The 15,572-nt window shown below is 73.1% G+C and carries 14 protein-coding genes; 7 read left to right on the top strand and 7 right to left on the bottom strand.

Going from position 1 to position 15,572, the window contains the following annotated elements; translation table 11 throughout:
• Positions 1 to 243: 243 nt before the first annotated feature.
• From ACSMX9_RS28310 to ACSMX9_RS28300, 3 genes are all read right to left on the bottom strand, one after another.
• Positions 244 to 2,382, bottom strand: a complete 2,139-nt coding sequence (locus ACSMX9_RS28310; RefSeq protein ID WP_445398254.1) for a putative bifunctional diguanylate cyclase/phosphodiesterase — start codon at positions 2,380 to 2,382, stop codon at positions 244 to 246.
• Complete coding sequence (locus ACSMX9_RS28305) at positions 2,379 to 3,191, bottom strand: SAM-dependent methyltransferase (protein ID WP_445398252.1); 813 nt, start codon at positions 3,189 to 3,191, stop codon at positions 2,379 to 2,381. The genes ACSMX9_RS28310 and ACSMX9_RS28305 overlap by 4 nt, the downstream gene beginning before the upstream one ends.
• A 270-nt stretch (positions 3,192 to 3,461) precedes the next feature.
• Complete coding sequence (locus tag ACSMX9_RS28300; RefSeq protein ID WP_445398250.1) at positions 3,462 to 4,040, bottom strand: hypothetical protein; 579 nt, start codon at positions 4,038 to 4,040, stop codon at positions 3,462 to 3,464.
• 746 nt (positions 4,041 to 4,786) lie between these two features.
• Here ACSMX9_RS28300 and ACSMX9_RS28295 point away from each other — a divergent pair.
• From ACSMX9_RS28295 to ACSMX9_RS28285, 3 genes are all read left to right on the top strand, one after another.
• Complete coding sequence (locus ACSMX9_RS28295) at positions 4,787 to 4,915, top strand: hypothetical protein (protein ID WP_351241765.1); 129 nt, start codon at positions 4,787 to 4,789, stop codon at positions 4,913 to 4,915.
• Positions 4,916 to 4,933: 18 nt separating this feature from the next.
• The gene (locus ACSMX9_RS28290) at positions 4,934 to 5,698 is read left to right on the top strand and encodes a bestrophin-like domain (RefSeq protein WP_445398248.1); all 765 of its coding nucleotides are present in this window, start codon (positions 4,934 to 4,936) and stop codon (positions 5,696 to 5,698) included.
• Between the two features lie 241 nt (positions 5,699 to 5,939).
• On the top strand, positions 5,940 to 6,500 hold the full coding sequence (locus ACSMX9_RS28285; protein WP_445398246.1) for a hypothetical protein: 561 nt from the start codon (positions 5,940 to 5,942) through the stop codon (positions 6,498 to 6,500).
• A gap of 98 nt (positions 6,501 to 6,598) precedes the next feature.
• Here ACSMX9_RS28285 and ACSMX9_RS28280 read toward each other — a convergent pair whose 3' ends face one another.
• Complete coding sequence (locus ACSMX9_RS28280; RefSeq protein WP_351241759.1) at positions 6,599 to 7,141, bottom strand: hypothetical protein; 543 nt, start codon at positions 7,139 to 7,141, stop codon at positions 6,599 to 6,601.
• 338 nt (positions 7,142 to 7,479) lie between these two features.
• Here ACSMX9_RS28280 and ACSMX9_RS28275 point away from each other — a divergent pair, with 338 nt between their 5' ends.
• Positions 7,480 to 8,145, top strand: a complete 666-nt coding sequence (locus ACSMX9_RS28275) for a class F sortase (protein ID WP_445398244.1) — start codon at positions 7,480 to 7,482, stop codon at positions 8,143 to 8,145.
• Between the two features lie 44 nt (positions 8,146 to 8,189).
• On the opposite strand, the gene ACSMX9_RS28270 is transcribed toward ACSMX9_RS28275, so the two are convergent.
• Positions 8,190 to 9,050, bottom strand: coding sequence for a polysaccharide deacetylase family protein (locus ACSMX9_RS28270; protein WP_445398242.1), 861 nt, complete (start codon positions 9,048 to 9,050; stop codon positions 8,190 to 8,192).
• Positions 9,051 to 9,500: 450 nt separating this feature from the next.
• Here ACSMX9_RS28270 and ACSMX9_RS28265 point away from each other — a divergent pair, with 450 nt between their 5' ends.
• Positions 9,501 to 10,922, top strand: a complete 1,422-nt coding sequence (locus ACSMX9_RS28265) for an amino acid permease (protein ID WP_445398240.1) — start codon at positions 9,501 to 9,503, stop codon at positions 10,920 to 10,922.
• Between the two features lie 13 nt (positions 10,923 to 10,935).
• Here ACSMX9_RS28265 and ACSMX9_RS28260 read toward each other — a convergent pair whose 3' ends face one another.
• Positions 10,936 to 12,162 (bottom strand): CapA family protein, encoded by a 1,227-nt coding sequence (locus tag ACSMX9_RS28260; RefSeq protein ID WP_445398238.1) that lies wholly within the window; start codon positions 12,160 to 12,162, stop codon positions 10,936 to 10,938.
• A gap of 755 nt (positions 12,163 to 12,917) precedes the next feature.
• On the opposite strand from ACSMX9_RS28260, the gene ACSMX9_RS28255 reads away from it, so the two are divergent.
• A complete protein-coding gene (locus ACSMX9_RS28255; protein WP_351241848.1) occupies positions 12,918 to 13,376 on the top strand; it encodes a hypothetical protein in 459 nt (152 codons plus the stop codon).
• A 99-nt stretch (positions 13,377 to 13,475) separates the two neighbouring features.
• Positions 13,476 to 14,156, top strand: a complete 681-nt coding sequence (locus ACSMX9_RS28250; protein WP_445398236.1) for a zf-HC2 domain-containing protein — start codon at positions 13,476 to 13,478, stop codon at positions 14,154 to 14,156.
• A 36-nt stretch (positions 14,157 to 14,192) separates the two neighbouring features.
• Here the strand turns inward: ACSMX9_RS28250 and ACSMX9_RS28245 are convergent, their stop codons facing one another.
• Entirely contained in the window at positions 14,193 to 15,572 is a 1,380-nt protein-coding gene (locus ACSMX9_RS28245) for a DUF6519 domain-containing protein (protein WP_445398234.1), read from the bottom strand.

Below are 15,572 nucleotides of genomic sequence, written 5' to 3'. Positions count from 1 at the left end.
GCGTCCGGCGGGGCGGCCGCGGAGAGCCGCGTCCCCCGGTTCCGGGCCGGAACACCGCCCGGTGTCCCTCGGGGCCGCACGGTCCGCCCCTCGGGCGCGTCCGCGGCGTGGGGGAGGGCATGGCGCCGTGCCTCCTCGGGCGAGCGCACGCCGATCACGCTGCCCGCGACGGCAGGGTGCCGCAGGGGACGCGGCGGCGGCCCGGGGACGAGGAGCCTGCCGACCCCGGTCGAGGGGGTGTGCTCAGCCGGTGGCGTCCGCCAGGGCGAGTTCGTGCAGTCGGTCCGGTGGACCGGGGCGGGCGTAGTACCAGCCCTGCGCGGTGTCGCAGCCCAGCTCCCGCAGCTGCTCGGCCTGGGCCCCGGTCTCGACGCCCTCCACGGTCACCGCGAGGTTCAGGCTGTGGGCGAGCGAGACGATGCCTTCGACGATCTTGAGGTCCACCGGATCGGCGGGGAACTGCTGCATGCCCTGGGTGAAGGAGCGGTCCAGCTTGAGGACGCTGACGGGCAGTCGACGCAAGTTGGCGAGATTCGAGTAGCCGGTGCCGAAGTCGTCCAGGGCGATGTCCACGCCCATCTCGGCCAGGCGCCGCAAGGGCTTGAGGAGGTCGTCGTCCGCGCCGATCAGGGCCGACTCGGTGACCTCCAGGCAGAGTGCCGCGGGGGCGAGGCCCGCCCGTTCGAGGATCTCCACCGTGTCGGAGACCAGTCCCGGGTGGGTGAGTTGGCACGGGGAGAGGTTGACGTTGACGCGCAGCGGACCGGCCGGAGCGCCGTGCCGGGCCTGCCAGCGGCACGCCTGGCGCACCGATTCCTCCAGCACCCAGCGGCCGAGCGGGACGATCAGTCCGGTGCGTTCGGCGAGCGGGATGAAGCGGTCGGGACCGAGCACCCCGTGCTGCGGGTGCGACCAGCGCACCAGGGCTTCCGCACCGCTGACGCTGCCGTCGCCCAGTTGGACCAGGGGCTGGTACTCGATGAAGAACTCGCCGCGCTCCAGGGCGGTGGGCAGTGCGGTGGTCAGACCGTGCCGGGTGATGGCCCGGGCGTCGGCCTCCTCGTCGGCCATCTCGTAGCGGTTGCCGCCCGCCGACTTGGCCCGGTACATGGTGATGTCGGCGCTGCGCAGCACTTCGGCGGCGCCCCGCTCGCCCGCCGGGCCCTCCACGATGCCGATGCTGCCGCGCACGGACAGTTCGCGGCCGTCGACCAGGATGGGGGTGGCCAGCGCGGTGAGGATGCGGCCGGCGAGTTCGTCCACCGCGTCCTGGGTGTCCGGGCCGGTGGTGAGGGCCACGAACTCGTCCCCGCCGAGCCGGGCGACCATCTCGCCGGGGGCGGTGGCGCACGCCTGGAGCCGGTCGGCGACCTCCACCAGCAGCCGGTCCCCGGCCGCGTGCCCGAGGCTGTCGTTGATGATCTTGAATCCGTCCAGGTCGAGGTAGCAGAGCCCGAAGCGCTGCCCCTCCCCCGCGGAGAGCGCCTTCTCCAGCCGCTCGAAGAACAGGGTGCGGTTGGGCAGCCCGGTGAGGGCGTCGTGGGTGGCCTCGTAGCGCAACCGGAGGTTGAGCAGACGGCGCTCGGTGGTGTCCTCGATCAGCGCGAGCTGGTACTGCGGCTGCCCGTCGGCGTCCCTCAGCAGGGAGACCGTGAGGTTGGTCCACAGGGCGGTGCCGTCGGGGCGCTGGAACGCCTTCTCCACCCGGTAGTGCTCCCGCTCGCCGCGGATCAGTTCCGCGTACAGCTGCCAGACGTGCGGGGGGTCGTCCGGATGGGTCCACTCCACGAGCGGCCGACCGCGCAGTTGCCGCTCCCCGCTGCCGAACATGCGGACCAGGGCGTCGTTGACCTCCAGGACCACGCCGTCGAGGTCGGCGATGCAGATCCCTATGGCCGCGCCCTCGAAGACCGCGCGGAACCTGGCCTCGCTGGCGTGCAGGGCCTCGGCGACCATGCTCCGCGCGGCGAGCGCGGCCCGGGAGATGGCCTCCTGCTCGACCAGCGTGCGCTCGCGCAGGGCGTGCGCGAACCCGGCTGCCGCGGCGTGCTGGAGCCGCGCCGAGCGGGCCCGGAGCCCGTCCGGGGGGCCGTCGCCGCCGCAGTACAGCACCAGGTACGCCTCCACCACGTCGAGGGTGCGGCTCAGCGCCTCCGGGTCGGTGCAGTGGGCCTCGACGAGGGCCGCGCCCACCGCCCTGCCCTCCGCGGCGTCGAAGGTGCGCGCGTGCAGGGCGTCCCGCAGTCGCCGGGCGAGCGGCAGCAGCGCCCGCTCGAACTCGACGCGGGTCCAGGACGTCGCGGTCACCGGGTAGAGGGTGCGGCTCCAGATGGTGGCGAATCTGCGCGCTCTGTCCTCCGGCCCGTCCGGCTCGGTGCTCACGCTTTGCGTCCCACCCCGACGAATCCGCCGAACAGCGACGGGTCCGCCTCGTTCGGATCGGTTTCGGGCCGCCAGTGGGGCAACGGCACGAGCCCGGGTTCCAACATGTCGTATCCCTCGAAGAACCGCGCGATCTCGTCGCGAGAACGCATGACCAGTGGATTGCGGGTGCTCTTGTAGACGTCCACGGTCCCCTCCGCCCGTTCCGCGGCGATCCTCATCCCTTCGTATGAACCGTGGGTGACGGCCAGCAGGCTTCCCGGGGCGAGTGCGTCCCCCAACTGCGCGACCGCGGCGTGCGGGTCGTCGGCGTCCTGCACGAAGTGCAGCACGGAAACGAGGAGCAGCGCCACGGGCCGGTCGAGGTCGAGCAGCTTCCCCACGGGCTCGGAGGTGAGGATCTCACGGGGACGGCGCAGGTCCGCACCGACCACATCGGCCTGTTCATTCTCGGCCAAGACCGCTTTGCTGTGGGCGACGGCCACCGGGTCGTGGTCGACGTAGACGACCCGGGCCGCGGGGTCCGCGCTCTGTGCGACCTGGTGGACGTTTCCGAAGGTGGGAATGCCGGAACCGATGTCGAGGAACTGCGTCACCCCGTCCGCGACGGCCAGTTCGATGGCCCGGCGCATGAACGCCCGGTTCGCCTGGGCCACCTTGGGGATGGCGGGAATGAACTGCATGGCTTGACGGGCAGCTTCCCGGTCCACCTCGAAGTTGTGCGAACCTCCGAGGTAGAAGTCATAGATCCGGGACACGCTCGGCACCGTGATGTCAATGCCCTGGGGGGCCCACGAAGGGCGGTCCATCGCAGTCTCCTACGCGTCGTCGTCCGGCCGGTGTTCGAGCCGAGGCTACTGATCGGCGGCCAAGGGGGCGAGCCGATGAGGAAATTCGCGATCCGTTCTCGGTCATTGCCAGCGGCACGTGCCGCTGGCGGGGGGTCGGTCGTCCACCACCTCGGGGACGGGGGTCGGTCCCACCGCCCCCGGGGCGGTCTCGCAGCCTTTCGTTCGCCAGGCCCGGGCGCACCCCGCGCACGGACCTCACCTGCGTCTGCGTCCGCGAGCGGCCGGACGTTACTGGGCGACCGGTCGACCGTCCGGCCTGACGGCGTACCAGGTCCCGCCGACCCCCTGCCCCTTGACGTCACCGGCCTTCGCATCCTGGGCGAACCGGTACATCGGCCAGCCGGCGAGGGTGAGCTGCCGGGTCCCGTCCGCCCTGGTGAGCGTGCCGAGCAGGCTGGCGTCCATACCGCTCGCGGCGCTGGTGTTCTCCGCGAGGACCGGCGGCCAGGCGGTGACGCAGGCGTGGACGCAGGTCGACTTCGGCGGCTCCGCGCTGTCCTCGTCGAAGCGGTAGAGGGTGAACCCGGCGTCGTCGGTCACGAGGTCGCCGAGCGACGCGTCCGCACGGACGGAGAGTTGCCCCGCGGCCTGCGCGCCGCCCTGCCCCGAGCCGCCCGAGCCCTCGGCCCCGCCGGGTGATCCGTTCGCTCTGAGGGGCTCGTGTCCCTCCGCCCCGCCGGCGGTCACCGACACGCCGGAGTTCCCTCCGTCCGCGGACCCCTCGACCCCGCCCTGGCCGCACGCCGCGATCAGGGTCAGCGTGGCTGCCACCGCGCCGACCAGTACGGCGCTCCGGCAGGTTCTCATAGCCAACTCCCCTTTTTTGTTTGGGTGTTGAGCAGTTCCTCAGTCCCGCTCTCGACTTATGTACGTCCTGGTGAGGAGGCGGCGTTCAACACCGTGCGAAAAAAGTCACGCCATCGGTAGGGGGTGAACCATGCGCGAGGGCGTTCGTCAACCGAACTGACCTTCATACCACCCGTTCGAAGTATTCATGTTCTCGCGAAGCCCCAGGTCGGGACCGTCCCTCCATGATCAGAGGGGTGTACGGATACCGACGGACCTGGTCCGCCCTGCTGATAAGGGTGTTGACCCCCCTCGCACTCGCCGGAGTCACCACCGCACCCGCCGCGGCGCTGACTCCGCTGACCGCGTGCGCCTCCGCATCCACCGGTGAGGGGAGCGCGATGGCGGTCGCGGGGACCGCGTCCTCCTGTTCGCCGCATCCCACCCCGCCCGCGCCCAGCCCCACGCCGACGCCGGCTCCCAGCCGGACGCCCGTGCCCAGCCCGACACCGCCCCCCGCGCCCACTCCTCCGCCCGTTCCCCCTCGACAGGAGCCACGACCGTCCTCCCCGCCCGCTCCCCCGGCACCCGTGTCCCGGGCGCCCGCCGCCCCGGTGCCGGCGCCCGCGCCACCGCCCAGTCCCCGGCCCGCCGCGAAGCCGGCCCCCGACCCCGTCCGGCCGGCCCCACCTCCCGACGCGCCCGCGCAACGGATCGCGCCACCGAGCCCCGGACCCACCCCTGCGGCGCGACCTGCTCCCCCGCAGGTGGCGTACCCCGAGTACCGGCCCACGGCCCGGCGTGCGCCGGTCCGCCACGGCCCCTCGCTCGTCTCGTTGACCCTGCTCATCACCGCACCCGCGGTCCTCGCCGTCGCCGCACTGCGTCCACGTTGACCCCCGGAGGAATATCCGATGCCGGAATGGCTTGTTCTCGCTCTCGCCATGGTCGCCGTGTGCACGGTGATCGTCCTCGTCACCTTCGTCCAGCACCGTCGGATCGGGGTCGATGACGATCCTTCGGAGACCCCCGACGTGATCGAGTACATCACCATGATGATCGGCGTGGTGTACGCCATCGTCCTGGGCCTGGCCATGGCGGGGGTGTGGGAGGCCCGCAGCGCCGCGGAGGAGCACGTGCACGCCGAGGCCCGGGCGCTGCACGAGGTCCACGAGCGGGTGCGGGTCTACCCCGCCGAGGTGCGCGACCGCATCCGGGCCGACGTCAACGCCTACGTCGGTCACGTGATCGACGTCGAGTGGAAGAAGATGGTGGACACCGGCGGGCTCACCGACCGGGGCGACGCCCTGATGGAGCGCATCCGGCACGACGTCACCGACTACCAGCCGCGGACCGACTTCGAGGCGCAGGCGTACCAGCCGCTCATGGACCAGGTGACCATCGCCGACCAGGCGCGCACCGGACGCGGGGAGGCGGCCCAGCCCACGATGCCCGGGGTCGTGTGGTTCGGGTTGATCGTCGGGGCGGTGGTGACCCTCGGGATGATGTTCGCGCTCCAGATCCGACGTACCGCCCGCGAACTGGTCCTCGCCGGACTGTTCTCGGTGCTGATCGCCTTCCTGTTGTTCCTGGTGTGGGACTTCGACACGCCGTACGGTCGCAGCGTGGCCAGCGGCGGGGAGCCGTTCCTGAGCCTGTTCCCCAAGCTCGGCCCCTGATCGGTGCGGGCTCCCGCCCCGGGCACGGCCGGGGCGGGAGCCCTGGGCGGCGCGCCCGTCCGGTCCCCCGCACGAGTGAGGCCAACGGGCCGTGGTTCCCCCGTGCGGCCCACGGCCGTGCCCCGTTCGCCCGACACCGATCGCGGCCCGGGAGGGGCGTCCCTAGCGTGGCGGGCAACGAGGCGCACGACCGACACCAGCGGAACAGGTCCGCGGCTGCCCCTCGGGACCGGAGGTCATCATGCGCGCGATACGCCTCGCCTCGGCCACCGCGCTGGCGGGCACCGCACTGGTCGCCAGTGCCCTCGCCCTCGCCGCTCCCCATGCGACCGCGGAGGACCGGGGCTCCGGGGAGGACCGCGACGCCGAGCACGGTCGGTTCGAGGCGAGTGCCGCCCCGACGACGATCGCGGCGGGCGGGCGACTCACGCTGCGGGCCTCCGGTTGCACGGGCGAGACCCGGGTGACCGCGGGGGTCTTCGACGCGGTGCGGCTGCGCGAGGGCGAGCGCTCCCGGTCGGTGACGGTGGACGGGGACGCCCGCGCGGGCGCCTCGTACGCGCTGACGTTCAGCTGCGAGAACGGTGCCAGCCGGACGGTGCACCTGACCATCGCGGGGCACTCCCCGATGGAGCACCCCGCGCAGCCGGAGCACCAGCAGTACGGGGTGCGGGCCGGCACCGGGGGCACCGTGGCCGGCTTCGACCTGGGCGAGATCGGGCTCGGCGCGGCGCTGGTGGCCGGCGCGGTGGGTTCGGCCTGGTACGCCTCCCGACGTCGGGCCGACGAGGGGCCCTCCTGAGGGGCGGGCCGGTGCGCCGGCGGGCGGCCCACCGGTGGGACCGCCACGGTCCCGGCCGGCGGGCCGGGACCGTGGCGGCGGGGGCCCGGTGGGGCGTCTCAGGTGCGGTTCTCGGCCCGGCGTCGCATCCAGAAGAAGCCGCCGCCGATCGCCGCCACCCCGACGAGGCCGCCGCCGATCGCCATGTCGGTGCGGGTGGCTCCGCTCTCGCTGCTGCCGCCGAGTCCTCCGCGCACGCCGCCGATCACGGTGAACGCGTGCGGGCGGGTGTGCCGACGTCCGTCGCACTCCGCGGTGATCCCGTGGGAGCCGGCCGAGGCGAACCGATGGACCGTGACGGTGGCGGTGGCGGTGCCCCGTCCGTCCCGGTCGTCGCGGCCGAGGCCGGTCAGCCGGGTGCGTTCGAAGACGGGCGACTCGATGAATCCGTTGCCGCACGAGCGCCCGTCCACCGTGACCGTGAGCCGTCCGCCCGCCGCGATCACGCTCGGGTGGGCGGTGATGTCACCGATCTGGTCGTTGTCGTCATGGCTGTTGTGGCCGTTGTTGTTCTGGTCGTTCCCGGCGGTCGCGGTGGGGGCGGCGCCCCCGAGTGCGGCCACCACGGCGGCCGAGACCACCAGGGCACGGAAGCTACGCATGGACATCCTCCGCGGGGCGCCCCGGGGTGACGGTCCCCGGTCGGTCGACGCGAGCGCCTCCGCAACCGACCCTCACGGGGCGTGCGCGGGCGCGCATGTCGACGCTCCGCCGTCCCGGTGAGCGGGCCGATCGGGAGACGGCACACGATCCGCCATCACCGCAGGTCACGAAGTGTCAGAAATTTCCGCGCGGTGGCGACTCGGATGGCTCACGCCTCGGGCGGTCCACCACCCGTTCGCCGTCGTCGCGTCGCAGGTGGTGCCCCCCGCGCTTAGTTTTCTCGTACGCATCGACGGGCGACCGGTCGCGAGCGGATCACGTCGAGAGGGGAAGGGCCATGTCTGCGTCCCAGCCGTTCGAACCGGAGCGGCCGAAGAAGCGCGCACCGTGGGGCGTGATGGCACTGGTGCTGTTGACCGGTCTCGCCTTGATGCGGAACGGGTCGGGCGAGTTCGACACGGGTCCGCCGCAGCCGGCCACCGCCGCGGCGACGGACCGTCGCGGACCCGCGCCCACCCCGGTCGCCGGGAGGGACGTGACGGCGCTGCCCTTCGCCAGACCGGAGCGGGTGGCGATCCCCGCGATCCGGGTGGACGCCCCGATGATGCCGGTGGCGCTGGACGCGGAGGGCTGGGTGGACGCACCGCCGCCGGAGGATCCGAACCTCGCGGGCTGGTTCTCGGGGGCGGTCACCCCCGGCGAGAAGGGAACCGCGGTGGTGGTGGGCCATGTGGACAACACCCGGGGCCCGGCGGTCTTCTACGGCCTGGGGGCCCTGAACAAGGGCAACAAGGTGGAGGTGCGGCGCTCGGACGGCAAGACCGCCGTGTTCGAGATCTACGGGATCGAGGTCTTCCAGAAGCACGACTTCCCCGGCGAGGTGGTGTACGGGGACACCGGGTACCCGGAGGTGCGGGTCATCACCTGTGGCGGCGGGTTCTCGAAGCAGGACGGGTACGACGGGAACGTCGTGGTGTTCGCCCGCATGGTCGACGTCCGCTGAGGCCGCGCGGTCCCGGGCCGGTGGCTCCAACCCGGGACCGCGGCTCAGAGCGCGGCCCGGTCCGGAAGCACCATCTCGTAGCCTCCGGCGAGCAGTTCGGGCAGCCAGACGCGCAGCGCCCGGACGGTCTGGGAGCGGTCACCGCCCGCGTCATGGGAGAGCACCACCGCCCCGGGCTCCGCGCCCTCGCGGACCGCCCGGGTGATGGCGGCGGTGCCGGGGGTGTCCCAGTCGACGGTGTCGACGGTCCAGGCGAAGGGCTCCATGCCGAGGTCGGCGCCGATCTCGAAGACGGCGCGGTTCCAGGCTCCGTAGGGGGCACGGAACCACAGCGGGGGCGCTCCCACCGTGCGCTCGACGATGTCGCTGGTGCGGGCGATCTCGGAGCGGACCGCGTTCCGGCCGAGCGAGGGCAGCAGGGGGTGGCTCCAGGTGTGGTTGCCGATGACGTGGCCCTCGTCGGCCATCCGCCGGGTCAGGCCCTTGTTCCACCGGACCTGTTCGCCGCAGACGAAGAACACCGCGGGAACCTCGTGTTCGCGCAGCACCCGCAGGATGTCGGGGGTGTAGGCGGGGTCGGGGCCGTCGTCGAAGGTGAGGACCATGCTCCGTCGTCCCCCGTCGTCCCAGCTCAGGATGGGAGCCCGGCGCACCGCGGGCTTGGCGAGGGGGCGGGTGCGGGGCGGGGGCCCGTACCCGGTGAGGGGTTGGAGCCGGTACGCCGAGGGCTTCAGGGGGGCGATGGCCGGGGGTCCCGGGGCCGGGGCCGCCGTCGCGGTCGCCGCAGCGCCACCGGGGGTGCGCGCCCGGTCCACCGAGAAGCAGCCCGCCGTGGCGGCGGCTCCGAGGGCCGCGGCGGCACGGAGCAGTGTTCGGCGCGCAGGAGTCGTCCGATCATCTTTCATGACTAATCCGTCGCATGGCGGACCCCACGGGTGGATCACCGCCCCCGGAGCGCCGTCCGAATGCACCCGATGGGAGCAAGCGGGGCGGGACGGACCGGTCCGCGGTGCGCAGTCTGCCACGCGCACGGGCCCGTCCCGCGGGCGACGCGCGGAATCCCCGGGTGACGGCGCTCCCGTCGGAGCGGGCCGGGAGCACGGTGCGACGAGGGCGCACAACCACAGGACGTACGCCCCGGTGCGGGCGTGCACTCCAAAAGCGCCGGCATGCGGGTCACACGGACGGGGCGCCGGGTGCGCCTGCTTCCCGCGTCCGGGAACGCTCGCCACAGTGGCGTCGTCCGCCCGGAGGTCGGGTGCCGCGTCGCCGCCCCCGCCGGGGCGGCAGGACCGCGGTGCGCGGCCGGTGCGAACGGCCGTCCGCCGCCCGACCGGAGCCGAAGGGGCGAGACCGTGGCCGTACCGCGCAGGGGCGAGGGCGTTCTGCGCCGCAAGCCCATCGAGCACGTCGAGGAGACCGAGGAGGGGGCCGGCCCCGGGCTGGCGCGCTCGCTGGGCCTGTGGCAGCTCACCGCCATCGGGGTGGGCGGCATCATCGGCGCCGGCATCTTCACCCTGGCCGGTACCGTCGCCAACGGCACGGCGGGACCGGCCGTGTTGCTGTCCTTCCTGATCGCCGGGGTGGCGAGTGCCTGCGCCGCGCTCTCGTACGCGGAGTTCGCCGGCCTGATCCCCAAGGCGGGCTCGGCGTACACCTACGGGTACGCGGTGCTCGGGGAGTTGGCGGGGTGGTTCATCGGCTGGGACCTGCTGCTGGAGTACACGGCGATCGTGGCGGTCGTCGCCATCGGCATCTCCGGGTACTTCGGCTTCCTGGTCGAACAGACCGGTGCGGAGCTGCCCGCCTGGGCCTTGGGGGCACCGGGAACGGGAGCGGGTCACCGGGTGGACCTGTTCGCGGCGGTGTTGTGCCTGCTGATCGCCTGGCTGCTGAACCGCGGCATCCGCAGCGCGGCCCGCTTCGAAACCGTGGTGGTCGTGTTGAAGGTCCTGGTGGTGCTCCTGGTGATCGGGGTGGGGGTCTTCCACATCGACACGGCGAACTACCACCCCTTCTTCCCCTACGGGGTGAGCGGGGCGTTCACCGGGGCGGCGACGGTGTTCTTCGCGGTGTTCGGCTACGACGCGATGAGCACCGCGGCCGAGGAGTCCAAGGACGCCCGGCGCCACATGCCCAGGGCGATCCTGTACTCGCTGGCCATCGCGATGGTGCTGTACGTCGCGGCGTGCCTGGTGCTGACGGGCATGCAGGACTACCGGGACATCGACCAGGAGAGCGGGTTCTCGACGGCGTTCGAGTCGGTGGGGCTGGACGGGCTCGCGAACGTGATCGCGATGGGCGCGATCATCGGCATCCTCACTGTCATGTTCACGTTTATGCTGGGGGTGACCCGGGTGTTCTACAGCATGTCCCGCGACGGCCTGTTGCCGAAGTGGTTCGCCGCGACGCACCCGACCCGGCACGTGCCCACCCGGGTGACCTGGATCGTGGGGGCGGCCTCGGCCGGCATCGCCGGTTTCCTCCCGATCGGCGAGGCCGCCGAACTGACCAACATCGGCATCCTGCTGGCCTTCGTGGTGGTCTGCGTGGCGGTGATCGTGCTGCGCTACCGCCGCCCGGACCTGCCGCGCACCTTCCGCACCCCGGGGATGCCGGTGGTCCCGGCGCTCGGCGTGGTCTTCTCGCTCTGGTTGATCACGTTCCTGAGGTGGGAGACCTGGGTCCGGTTCGCCGTGTGGTTCGCGGTCGGGATGGTCGTCTACTTCGGCTACTCCTACCGGCGCTCGGAACTGGCCGACCGCCCGCAGGAGTGAGCCCACCTCCGCCTCAGCGCCCCATGGTGAGGCCGTCCCCGGCGGCACCCCGGCTGAGCACGACCTCCCGGACCCGTTCGCGCACAGCGGCGGCGCGCGAGCCCTCCTCGATCCCGGCGGAGGTCAGGTCCACCACCCGGCCCCGCGCGGTGTCGAACCACTGGGGGAGGAACTCGGCCTTGGCGACCTCCCAGCGGGCTCCCGGGCGGACGGGGGGCGCGAACGTGAAGCGGGCGATGCTGCCCTCGTTGCCCCGGGCGTCCCACTCCCCGTCGTAGTTCATCATGTCGCCCGCGACCTGGTCCCCCATGCCGTAGACGATCCACGTCCCGTTGACCTTCTCGTACGCCTGGGGGACGTGGGCGTGGGTACCGACGATCACGTCGATGTCCGGGCGCCCGTCGGTGCGCAGGGCGGTCAGCTGCTCCCCCAGGGCGAGTTGGTCCTCGTCGGGCTCCTCCTGCCACTCGGTGCCCCAGTGCAGGGAGACCACGACCACGTCGGCACCGGCCGCCCGGGCCGCCCGGGCGTCCGAGGTGATCAGTTCGGGTTCCATCGGGTTCACCGCCCACTGCTGGTCGTCCGGCAGCGGATTGACGTTGGTCCCGAAGGTGTAGGCGAGGTGGGCGACCTTGGCCGTCCCCCCGGACAACCACGCCGGGGTGCGGGCCTCGCGCTCGGTGCGGGCCGAGCCGGCGTGCTTGACGCCCGCCCGGTCCAGCGCGTCCAGGGTCCGGGCGATCCCCTCGGCACCGTCGTCGAGGGTGTGGTTGGAGGCGGTCGAGCACGAGTCGTAGCCGGTGGCCCGGAGGCCGGCGGCCACCTCGGGCGGGGACTTGAACGCCGGATAGCCGGTGTAGTCGCCGTCCGCACCGTAGATCGTCTCCATGTGGCAGAGGGCGACGTCCGCCGCGGCGATCACCGGCCGGACCCCGGCCAGCATGGGCGCGAAGTCATGGCCCTCGCCCGTCGCGTCGGCCCTGGCGCGACGGATGATCGAGTCGTGCGGCAGGACGTCACCGGTGGCCACCAGGGTGAAGCCGCGCTCGGCGACGGCGGTCGGCGGAGCGGGCGCCGGCGAACGGGCCGGGGCGGAACGTCGGGGCGCATCGCGCCCGTCCGACGGATCGGGGTCGGCGCACGCGGTGGCCGCGGCGCCGAGCAACAGCGTGGCACCGACCGCGAGCGCGCATCGGACGCGGGGGGCGGTCAGGGGGTGGAGGGGTTGGCGCGAGGTCATGGAACCGCTTCCCGTCACTACGCGGGTCGGCCGGGTGCGCGGACCGCGGAGTGCGCGCGGGGCTGGCGGCACGGCCCCCGTACCGACTTTTCCTATTTTCTGACTTTTGGACTCCATAAGGGATGGACGGTCCGGGCAAGGAGCCACACGGGGCCGCCCCGTCGGAGCCACCCGAACGGGCGTCGACCTCCACCCGACGAGCGCCACGGAGACACATGTGACGCATTTCACGTTTCGCCCATCGCCCTTTCGGTGCGTGACGATGGTCCACCGTTCAACCCCCGCATGTGCCCGGACTGCAACGCTGTGTAGCGGAATTCGACGTTCCGGTGGGCCTGTTGCGACGAGAAGGCCCGTCTGCGGCCCTCGGGACGGTTGCGGACCGACAGCGAGCCCCTCGCCCGCTCCCTTCGCGCCGTCCGTCAGCCGGTTCCTCACCGACTCGGTTCACGATTCACCATCACATTCCGCCGGGGACGGCCGTAATGTGAGGGCTCGGCCGACCGAACGCCCGGGGTTCCCCGCCCCGGTGCGTCCACATCTGTGGCCTGCCGTTCGGGGCCCCGCGAACCCCGGCAGGCCCACCCCGAAGCACAGCGTCAACGTGAGTGAGCCGGACCCGACCGTGCGTCTCACCCCGTGGTGCCCGCCCGGCGATCGGCGCGGAGACCAGGGGGTGCCGAGGTCCGAGAGAAGGTGGAACGGTGCTGCCCGACAAAACGAACGGCACGAGTGGCGACGAACTCGTGATCCCCATGGCCTGGTTGTACGCCGAGTACATCGCGGACGAAGTGCTCCGCACCGGCGATCTCGTCCCCTCCAGCACGCTCGAATTCCGCGCCGGGCGTCAGACCCTCGCCCTCACCGTCTATCTGTCCGACCTCAACGACGAGCTGTCCGGCATCCGCGTCGTCTCCCAACTCGACGAGTGGCTGTCCCTCACCGCCTACGGACACCCCTGGCAGGAATGGGTCCGCGAACGGTTCGTGGGCCTCGCCGCCGAAGAGCGCGCCCGCGGCCGCACCAATCCCGACCTACGACTCGCCGAAGCCGCCTGGCGGTGGCTGGAGCACACCGAACTCCTCGCCCCGGACCTCGACACGGGCCTGGTCTGGCGACCGAACGGGCCCGCCGTCGACGAGAGCGAACAGGTGTGGACCCCTGCCTGGCGGCTCGGCGTCCCGCTCGGGCACCTGGCCATCCACCTGTTCTGACCACCGGGATTCCGAGGGGCCTTGAGCGGAAGCGGAAGCCGCTGCGTATTCGAGGACGGCATCCCCGCCCTCTCCCCACCGTGTCCCGAGGACCCCCACGTGAGCCCCTCCCCGCGGCACCGGGACGTCGCCGCCTATGCGCTCGGCGTCCTGGAACCGGCCGACGCCCTGCACTTCCAGGAACACCTCCCGGGCTGCCCGCCCTGCCGGGTCCAACTCGGCGACCTCGCCCCCACCATCGTCTTCCTCACGCCCCTCGCCCACCCCGGGGCGGCCGGCCCGCCACCCCTGCCGGCACGCCCCTCCGAGGCCCTCCTCGACCGTCTCCTGACCGAGGTCGCGGAGCGGACCGTCCGCACCCGTCTCCGCAGCCGCCGCCTCGCGCTCCTGGGCCTGGCGCTCGTCGCCGCCGCCCCCGTCACCGCCCGTACGCTCGCCCACCGCCCGCGGCCCGCCCCCACCGCACGACACCTGAGCAGCACCGACCCGGTCACCGGCGCCCGCGCCGAGCTGACCCTCACCGACCGCGACTGGGGCACCGCGGTGGCGCTCTCCCTCACCCGGGTCCCCGGACCGTGCACCTGCGTCCTGGTCGCCGTGGGCCGCGACGGCACCGAGCAGGCCGTCCTGACCTGGACGGTGCCCGACGGCTCCGCGCCGACCGGCGGCCGCACGGCGGGCCCCCTCGTCCGGGGCGGAACCGCGCTGCGGGCGACCGGGATCGCCCGGTTCGAGGTCCGCACCCGCGACGGCGACCGGCTGGCCACCGTGGTCATCTGACGGCCCGTCCGGGAGCGCTCCGTCCGGGATCCCCCGTCACGCCGTGAGCTGCGTGAAGACCCTCCTCAGGTCCAGCGCCTCGCCCCCGCTGACCCACGCCAGCGGCGCGTAGTGGTGGACGACCCCCACCGGGCGTTCCAGCAACGGCCGCCCCACGGCGTCCGTGGGCCACTCGACCGCACCGGTGAGGGTGCGGGCCGCGAAGCTCCAGTGGTCACCGGAGACGTACCGCCCACCGGGCGCGAAGTGGATCTGGACCCCGTCCTCCAGGTCGAGCCACTGGCCCTCGACCAACCGCACCGCACCGCCCGCCATCCCGGGTGCACCGCGCCGGCGGGGCTCCAGTTGGTCCCAGCGCCGCAGGTAGGGGTGGTGCGCGGGCTGCCGCCCGACCGTCGGGTCCGGTTCCGCCGACAGCCGGACCCGCCGCCCGGGCAGGTCGACCTCGACCACCTGCGGCAGGTCGAAGACCTCACCGCGCCCGACGGACGCGTCGTCACCGACCTCCACGAAGTCACCGACGTCCACGGTGAGCGCGTCGTCGCGCCCCATCGCCTCCAGGGTGACCCAGGCTCCGTCCACGGCGGTCAGCGGCAGCACCACCGACCCGTTCTCGCGCGACCACTTGTACGTGGCTTCGCCCGCCACGCCCCCGCGGTGGACCTCCACCCGGTACAACTGGTTCTCCGGCCCCCGGTACCGTGCGTCCGGCGCGACCAGGCACGGATCGTCCTCGGCGCGCGCCGGCCGCTCGGCACGCGCGGCGAGCCGACAGGTGCGGTCCTGCTGCTCGGCGACCCACTCGGCGAACGCCGCCGCGGGGTCCCGCTGCTGCTCCTCCGCCAGCTCCAACGGCAGCACCTGCCAGTCGGCTCGCACCCGAGCCGTGGTGTCCGGCAGTGCGGAGCCGAGCGCGGTCTCCCGCAGCCGCGGGTCCTGCACCGCCGTCACCAGTCGGTCGTGCACCCGCAGGTAGGCCAGGAACGGGCCGGACGGCAGTTCGTCGGCGTCCCGTTCGAGATCCCGATGGGCATGGGGCTGGTCCCAGTAGGTCCACGAGCCGGCTCCGGTGCCCTCCCCCGCGTCCGCCGGCGGCGGGCCCTCGACCGCGCCCACCGCCGGCGGCGCCTCGGGGCGGGTGGCATCGACCGCGATGCCGTCCACGTAGTACCGACCTGCCGCGATCGAGAGCGACGCCTTCTCGCCCTCGGACTCCGCCCGGTACGCGACCTTGAAGCCGTCGCCGGGCCCGCCGTGTCGGCCGATCAGGTCGGCGGCCAGCGACCGGTCGGCCGCCAGCCGGAGCTCGGCCTGCTCGTTGGACTCGGCGTCCAACAGCACCCGTCCCTGCTGGCTGACCACCGCGAGGTAGTGGTCCTCCGGTCGGTGCGTGCGGCGCGAGAAGTCGCCGTGCAT

It is taken from the genome of Streptomyces sp. LE64, from assembly GCF_052606915.1.
This window is presented reverse-complemented; position numbering and strand designations above follow the sequence as displayed.

Coding starts and splice junctions, on each gene's coding strand:
- ACSMX9_RS28305 (WP_445398252.1), bottom strand. CDS start 3,191: ATGGACCGCCCTTCGTGGGCCCCCCAGGGCATTGACATCACGGTGCCG.
- ACSMX9_RS28300 (WP_445398250.1), bottom strand. CDS start 4,040: ATGAGAACCTGCCGGAGCGCCGTACTGGTCGGCGCGGTGGCAGCCACG.
- ACSMX9_RS28290 (WP_445398248.1), top strand. CDS start 4,934: ATGCCGGAATGGCTTGTTCTCGCTCTCGCCATGGTCGCCGTGTGCACG.
- ACSMX9_RS28285 (WP_445398246.1), top strand. CDS start 5,940: ATGCGCGCGATACGCCTCGCCTCGGCCACCGCGCTGGCGGGCACCGCA.
- ACSMX9_RS28280 (WP_351241759.1), bottom strand. CDS start 7,141: ATGCGTAGCTTCCGTGCCCTGGTGGTCTCGGCCGCCGTGGTGGCCGCA.
- ACSMX9_RS28275 (WP_445398244.1), top strand. CDS start 7,480: ATGTCTGCGTCCCAGCCGTTCGAACCGGAGCGGCCGAAGAAGCGCGCA.
- ACSMX9_RS28270 (WP_445398242.1), bottom strand. CDS start 9,050: ATGAAAGATGATCGGACGACTCCTGCGCGCCGAACACTGCTCCGTGCC.
- ACSMX9_RS28260 (WP_445398238.1), bottom strand. CDS start 12,162: ATGACCTCGCGCCAACCCCTCCACCCCCTGACCGCCCCCCGCGTCCGA.
- ACSMX9_RS28255 (WP_351241848.1), top strand. CDS start 12,918: ATGGCCTGGTTGTACGCCGAGTACATCGCGGACGAAGTGCTCCGCACC.
- ACSMX9_RS28245 (WP_445398234.1), bottom strand. CDS start 15,572: ATGCACGGCGACTTCTCGCGCCGCACGCACCGACCGGAGGACCACTAC.